This window comes from Prevotella sp. P5-50, assembly GCF_002251295.1.
Taxonomy (GTDB): domain Bacteria; phylum Bacteroidota; class Bacteroidia; order Bacteroidales; family Bacteroidaceae; genus Prevotella.
The window spans coordinates 1-6,548 of record NZ_NPJA01000012.1 but is presented as its reverse complement, the minus strand read 5'-3'; the positions used below and the strand labels follow the sequence as shown (position 1 = coordinate 6,548).

Annotated in this window: 3 protein-coding genes and 5 pseudogenes; 4 read left to right on the top strand and 4 right to left on the bottom strand. The window is 42.1% G+C overall.

Annotated features, from left to right (window positions below; translation table 11 throughout):
- A pseudogene (locus CIK88_RS01760) lies at nt 1–203 on the top strand (IS1380 family transposase); the annotation flags it as partial.
- A gap of 201 nt (nt 204–404) precedes the next feature.
- Here CIK88_RS01760 and CIK88_RS01755 read toward each other — a convergent pair.
- From CIK88_RS01755 to CIK88_RS01745, 3 genes and pseudogenes are all read right to left on the bottom strand, one after another.
- A complete protein-coding gene (locus CIK88_RS01755; protein WP_002578721.1) occupies nt 405–950 on the bottom strand; it encodes an AAA family ATPase in 546 nt (181 codons plus the stop codon).
- A 199-nt stretch (nt 951–1,149) separates the two neighbouring features.
- A pseudogene (gene ant(9), locus CIK88_RS01750) lies at nt 1,150–1,930 on the bottom strand (aminoglycoside nucleotidyltransferase ANT(9)).
- Between the two features lie 24 nt (nt 1,931–1,954).
- Nucleotides 1,955–2,725: a nucleoside phosphorylase gene (locus tag CIK88_RS01745; protein WP_052802846.1), complete on the bottom strand. Its 771-nt coding sequence runs from the start codon at nt 2,723–2,725 to the stop codon at nt 1,955–1,957.
- A gap of 241 nt (nt 2,726–2,966) precedes the next feature.
- Here CIK88_RS01745 and CIK88_RS01740 point away from each other — a divergent pair.
- Nucleotides 2,967–3,641: pseudogene (locus CIK88_RS01740) on the top strand (IS1380 family transposase); the annotation flags it as partial.
- A gap of 486 nt (nt 3,642–4,127) precedes the next feature.
- Nucleotides 4,128–4,337, top strand: a pseudogene (locus CIK88_RS01735) (IS66 family transposase); the annotation flags it as partial.
- A gap of 149 nt (nt 4,338–4,486) precedes the next feature.
- Here CIK88_RS01735 and CIK88_RS01730 read toward each other — a convergent pair.
- Nucleotides 4,487–6,085: an ABC-F family ATP-binding cassette domain-containing protein gene (locus CIK88_RS01730; RefSeq protein ID WP_094434127.1), complete on the bottom strand. Its 1,599-nt coding sequence runs from the start codon at nt 6,083–6,085 to the stop codon at nt 4,487–4,489.
- Between the two features lie 159 nt (nt 6,086–6,244).
- Between CIK88_RS01730 and CIK88_RS01725 the strand changes: the two are divergent.
- Nucleotides 6,245–6,548: pseudogene (locus tag CIK88_RS01725) on the top strand (IS1380 family transposase); the annotation flags it as partial.

The following is a 6,548-nucleotide window of genomic DNA, read 5'->3' as shown; positions in this document are numbered from 1 at the left end:
TGATACACAATTTCTACAAGACCATCATGAGCAGGCTTGACACCAAGGCTTTTGGGCTCAAGAAAACGAGTCGCATAAAGGCTTTTGTCTTCAGATTCATCTCCGTACCTGCCAAGTGGATCATGACTGCAAGGCAATACGTGCTGAATATCTACACAGAGAACCGAGCTTATGCAAAACCCTTCAAAACAGAATTCGGATAAGAATCCTTTCTTTCCGGTTTGAATCTGCGTATTACCTCAAGTCGCATCGTGGGGTAAGGGGATGGTGGCTACATATTGATGTTGTGCTGTTGCTTTTTACTGAAAGCTGCTACTAACGACTCATAAATCTACCCTTAATCGTGTATTGGATGATAGTTGCGGATTTTAGGGATAAATGAAATTTCGATTTTTAGAAATCGTTTAAGATAGCAATGCGGCTCCACTTGAAATTTTTTCTTTTACTGCAAAAACAGCCTCTTGGATAGAATAGGTTGTCGTTTCTATAACATTCGATTCATATATCCCCAAATTACAAAATTGCTCCCACATTGTTTCTACTAATTCAACATTTGTTTTTCTGTCTAATTTTGAACGTTCCACAGCTCGTTTCATAGTTTCTTCTTTACTGGCTCTTAAAACAATATAGTGTACTTCATAATCTTCTCGAACAAGGGCTCTCCATGGTTCTAAAAACCACGGCCCGACAATTCCATCTACAATTACATCATATCCGCCGCGGGCATAGCGCTTTGCAGCTTCTAAAAAGGCTTCAATGACAACTAAATTTTGTTCGTTGGACTCTGGTAAATGCGGCGGTATTGCTCCTTTGCTTAAATAATGAAAAAAGTCGTCTGTGTGCATATGCACAGATTTATCCATGTTCGATTCTTTTGCGACAATCGACGCAGTTGTTGTCTTTCCTGTTCCCGGCGAACCTGTAATCACAATAATTCTTCCTTGATTCATCTACATTCTCCCTCGCAATTCAGATTTACCGCTCTCTTTCTGATTTTGGAGCGTTTCTTCTCTCAAGATTGAAATGGGCGGGAAGCCATTTTAGGGCTTTCCCGCCTTGATTGCCCATCAGCAAAGACGGGCGGGACTGTCAACGGCGGCGCATTTATGCGCCGTTCATCTTGACCGTTGATTGGCCCCGCTAACTTTGCTACTCTGTTCTAAGTAATTCCTCAATTTGTTTTTTCATATATTCTACAAGTGCCATCGCTTCCTTTTCTACTGTCTCCCATTCATCAGACAAATTTCCCAAATAAGCTTCCTTTGCCGTTGTTAGCAGGGGGGGGGGGAAATCTCTCCGGCAATTTTAAAATTACCCATTTTGCGGCAACATCTTTTGTCGTGATTTCTTCTGTTACTAAAGTAAACCACATTCGTGATAAGGTTAATAACACATTTCTTTCATCACCCTTAAAGCTGGAAATCAAACCAGGTAAAGAAAACCGAATTGCTTTTTTAATTTCGTGAAATGGGATAGCGGGAATAAGCTCTTTGCTTTCCGCCCCCTTCAAAGTTATGCTATTTTTTCTTGCTTGCCATAATAAAATCATTATATCTGGGTCATTGCAGGCTTGCGGATATTCTCCTGCTTCCATCTCTCCCCTTAGCCATTCACCATACATATACTGACATTTTGGCGGAAATTGCAACGGAACAATATCAGATTGATTGATAATAGTTACCTCTAAAGGTCTTTTTTCAATACAGCCTACGGAGCCAGAAATTTTCAATAATTGCTTTGTTAGATCTGCTCTGATTGAATTACTCAATTCTTGTTTAGTAATTATCAGTATATCTATATCACTATCTGGACGCAGCCCATTCATTGTTGCTGAACCATATAAATATATCCCCAATATTTGACCTTGTAATATGGTTTCTGCTATTGAAATAACTTGATTTACTTGTTGTGGAAATTCATTTATATTCATTGTAACTCCTATATGTATTTATTTTTACTCCTCAACAACTGATAAAACAGCGTCTAAGGCTAATTCTAAGGCTATGGATATACTTGTTTTTCCCCATTCTCTTTCTTGGTATTTATGAGGGTCTGCAAGAGTATCGGCTGAAAAAAGCAGCATAGCCCATGTAACTTTTCTAAATTTTGCACACGCCGCCAATGCGGAACATTCCATTTCTACTACTTGACATCCCTCTTCTTTCCGATACTGAACCATTTCTACTGTTTCTCGATAAAAACCGTCTGTTGTCCATGTTTTAACTTCCCAATATGGTATATTCTTTTGGCTTAAAGCAGATTCAATCGCATTTATACCAGCCTTTGAAATCTCTACTTCTCGGGAGGGAGGAAGATAATGGTAAGATGTTCCCTCATCTCTCAATGCAGAAACAGGTATCAAAAATCTATTTTCCGGGATGTCTTCCAATACGCCGCAGGAGCCGACGGAAATAATCTTTGTTACACCCGCTGCAATTAAATATTCTAAAACTTGGACGGCAGCAGCACTTCCCACAGGAGCCGGACATAGACATATTTTCTCCTGATTATAAAGACATTCATAAATAGGATATCGTCTTGTTGCACTTTCAAATTCATCTATCTGTATTCCATCATGGGTATGTGCATAATTTTCAACCTCGTCTCCTAAAAAAGCAAACACTGCTTTTGCAGGAAAACATTTTTTCCCATTTCCCGGCTGAAAAACAGCTTTTGATGCGGTATCGTACTCTAAAACAGGGTAGTCATGCTTTACTAATGGCATATTATTATCTCGAATAACAGGCTATTATTCTATTCCCTTAATTCCGCAACACTATAATTTAACTTTATTTATAAGTTCCTGAGCAACAATAAGTTGCCTAGGATTTTGCCGTGTCAGATTTTTCACTTATCTTAGTGTTGCAATTAGAAAACAAGCGAAAATCGTAACAAGGCGCTGCAAAGGTACAAAGGTACAAATAAAATCTGAAAAACTCACACCTTTTGGAGGAATTTTTTCAATCATGGAGAAATTTGACTCCATGCTTTCACCCGTTATCGACTCAACACTGGGTCAGAGATGCAGCAGTATCTTCGGATATCAGTTCAGCGAGATAGTCCGTTCGCTGATGAGCGTTTATTTCTGTGGCGGCTCATGCGTGGAAGATGTAACGTCACAACTGATGCGCCATCTCTCGTATCATCCTACCCTTCGTACATGCAGCTCTGATACCATCCTCAGAGCCATCAAGGAACTGACACAGGAAAACATCTCCTATACTTCCGACCAAGGCAAGACCTATGATTTCAATACTGCAGACAAACTCAACACATTGCTTATAAACGCTTTGGTTTCTACAGGCGAGTTGAAGGAAATTGAGGAATACGATGTTGACTTTGACCATCAGTTTCTTGAAACGGAGAAGTATGATGCAAAACCGACCTACAAAAAGTTCCTCGGCTACAGACCTGGCGTATATGTCATCGGTGACATGATTGTCTATGTCGAGAACAGCGATGGCAACACAAATGTGCGCTTTTATCAGGCTGAGACCCACAAGAGATTCTTTGCCCTACTGGAAGCCAACAGCATCCGTGTGAATCGCTTCAGAGCCGACTGTGGTTCGTGCTCGAAGGAAATTGTCAGTGAGATAGAGAAGCATTGCACGCACTTCTACATCCGCGCCAACAGGATGTCAATGACCTGTCCCTGTGACATCTAAAAAAAATCCACGGAGCACACAGAAATCACGGAAAGATTATAGTTAAAGATTCTTGTAAAGATTATTGTTAAGATGTCGAGCCGTAGGCGATCCAAAATAAAACCCTTCCCAGAAGCGAGGTATTCGAGCGCATTCTCGTCAAGGATTTTAGTTAAAGATTTTGTTTGCTGCCTCCCTGAATTACAGATTATTTCTTGCGAAGCAACCAAAAAAATACCGTTTCTCAAAACTGTAATACTGTAACTGTAACGCAAAAAATCGTTTTTGGAAACTGTTATATTGTTATATTGTAACGCCTGGTGTGAATTGGCGTTGTCCAAGAAACAGGAACAGTCCTCGCGAAACCAATTTTTCCTTTCCGAAAACTGTAATACTGCAAGCCATAAGAATTGAAAGTCATGATGTCAATGACCTGTCCCTGTGACATCTGATGTCAATGACCTGTCCCTGTGACATCCTGGAAGAAGCTCACTCTTCTTCGGTTCCCATAAAGGAGCCGAACGCGCCGCCGTGCTCTATACCCTGGCATTGTCCGCCAAGATGAACCACCTCAACTTCTTCGACTACCTCACTGACATCCTTGACAGGACTGCCCAATGGCAACCCAACGTACCACTGGAGAATTATAGGAACCTATTGCCAGACCGTTGGCAACCTTCAACAAAAGAATAACAGAGCTGAGCAAGTATTCCTTGCTCAGTTTTTTTGTGGCAATACGTGAATGCCGATACGCTTACATTACAACATTCATTTGACAACGAGAAATATGATAGCTAAAATTAATATTTTCTTGCCGTTGCCTTAGTGTTCATAAAGGGGATTCAAGAAATACTGATTATCCGTTTGATGCCAATACCATGAATGAACTGTTCATCATGACTGACGATGAGCAATGTCCCGACATAATTCTTCAACGTGTCAGCCAATATGTCCATACAGGAAATGTCTATATTGTTTGTCGGCTCATCGGCGATGATGATATCCGGCGCCTTCTCTACGATGAGCAGACGGCACAAGGCCAGTTTCATCCGCTCGCCACCGCTCAGACATCCGCATTTCTTATCCCACGTCTGAGCTGTAAACATAAAGCGGTTGAGAAGCATTTTCAGTTCATGCTCGGGCTTCTTGCTGTTGCAGCTTTCCAAAAGACCATATACGGTCTTGTCATTGTCAATACAGGAATACTCCTGGTCAAGATACAAGATTTTCAATGAATCTCTTCGCCATATCTTTCCAGTGGTGGGCAGTATGGAACCTGCAATCAGTTTGAGCAATGCGGTTTTGCCACTTCCATTATCACCTTGAAGCCAGATCCGCTCGCCGCTTGAGATGGAAAAGCTCAATGGATCTTCCTGCCATAAGACATTCCGCCCCTCATATCTGTAAGTTAAGCCATCAGCTTCTATCAGCAGTTTGCTTCCATGCATATCAGAATTGCTGATATTGATCTTCACTGATTTGTCATCGCTGATGGATGCCCGTATCTCATGTACCTCCTGACTCATCCTTTGCAGTTTCTCCTGCTGAACTTTGTTCAGATGAGAGGTTGCTGCTTCCGAGCTGTCACGTCTGTTCCCCATGGCTATGCGGGCTATACCCTGTCCTGCACTGTGCTTTTCTCCCCTTGAGGCATGTTTCTGCTGCCGTTCCATGGTCTTCTGTGCCAATTTCTCAGCTTTCTTCAGTTCTTTCTGCTCGTTCTGAAGACTTGCGACTTTAGCGGCATACTCTGCATCAACAGTCTCCTTGTATTGAGAGTAGTTCATTGGATAGAACTGCATGCCAGTGGATGACATCTCAAAGATGCCCGGCATCAGGTTCAGCAAAGCCCTATCGTGACTGACAATGACTGTGGCGCTGTTCGTCTTCTGGACAAAGTCATAGAGCTGGGCCCGGCCTTTCATGTCTAAATGATTGGTAGGCTCGTCCATCAGGATCATGTCAGGCTTGAATATCTCGATTCCTGCAAGAAACACCTTGGCCTTCTCCCCTCCGCTAAGTGAGGCCAGAGACATATCCGGAGTAATATAGTCTATGCCCCATTTAGTGAAGGCAGCTAATATCTGTTCCTCAAGGTCCCATTCGTCATTGAGAACAGCAAAGTCATTCTCTGTCCCTCGTCCGCCCAAGATGGCAGACAGTGCCTGAAGCTTTTTCGAAAGGCCTAATGCTTCTGCCACTGTCTGATCATTGTATTGACCAAAATGCTGAGGAACGAGATAGAGACGGTCATCGCACAGCACTGTACCGGCCGACGGGGCAAGTCTGCCAGCCAATATCTTTAGAAGTGTCGATTTACCTATGCCATTATTCCCTATAATGGCGCGTTTGTCTCCCGAAGTTACAGAGAAGCTAATGTTTTGGAACAGTATGTCTTTATTGGGATGGATGTACGACAAGCCTTGTACTTGTAGACTCATAACTATTTGCTATTGATGATAACCTTAATTCCGCAACACTATAATTTAACTTTATTTATAAGTTCCTGAGCAACAATAAGTTGCCCAGGATTTTGCCATGTCAGAATTTTCACTTATCTTAGTGTTGCAAAAAGAAAACAAGCAAAACTCTAATATGACATGGCAAAAATACAAATTAAATCTGAGAAACTCACACCTTTTGGAGGAATTTTTTCAATCATGGAGAAATTTGACTCCATGCTTTCACCCGTTATCGACTCAACACTGGGTCAGAGATGCAGCAGTATCTTCGGATATCAGTTCAGCGAGATAGTCCGTTCGCTGATGAGCGTTTATTTCTGTGGCGGCTCATGCGTGGAAGATGTAACGTCACAACTGATGCGCCATCTCTCGTATCATCCTACCCTTCGTACATGCAGCTCTGATACCATCCTCAGAGCCATCAAGGAACTGACACAGGAAA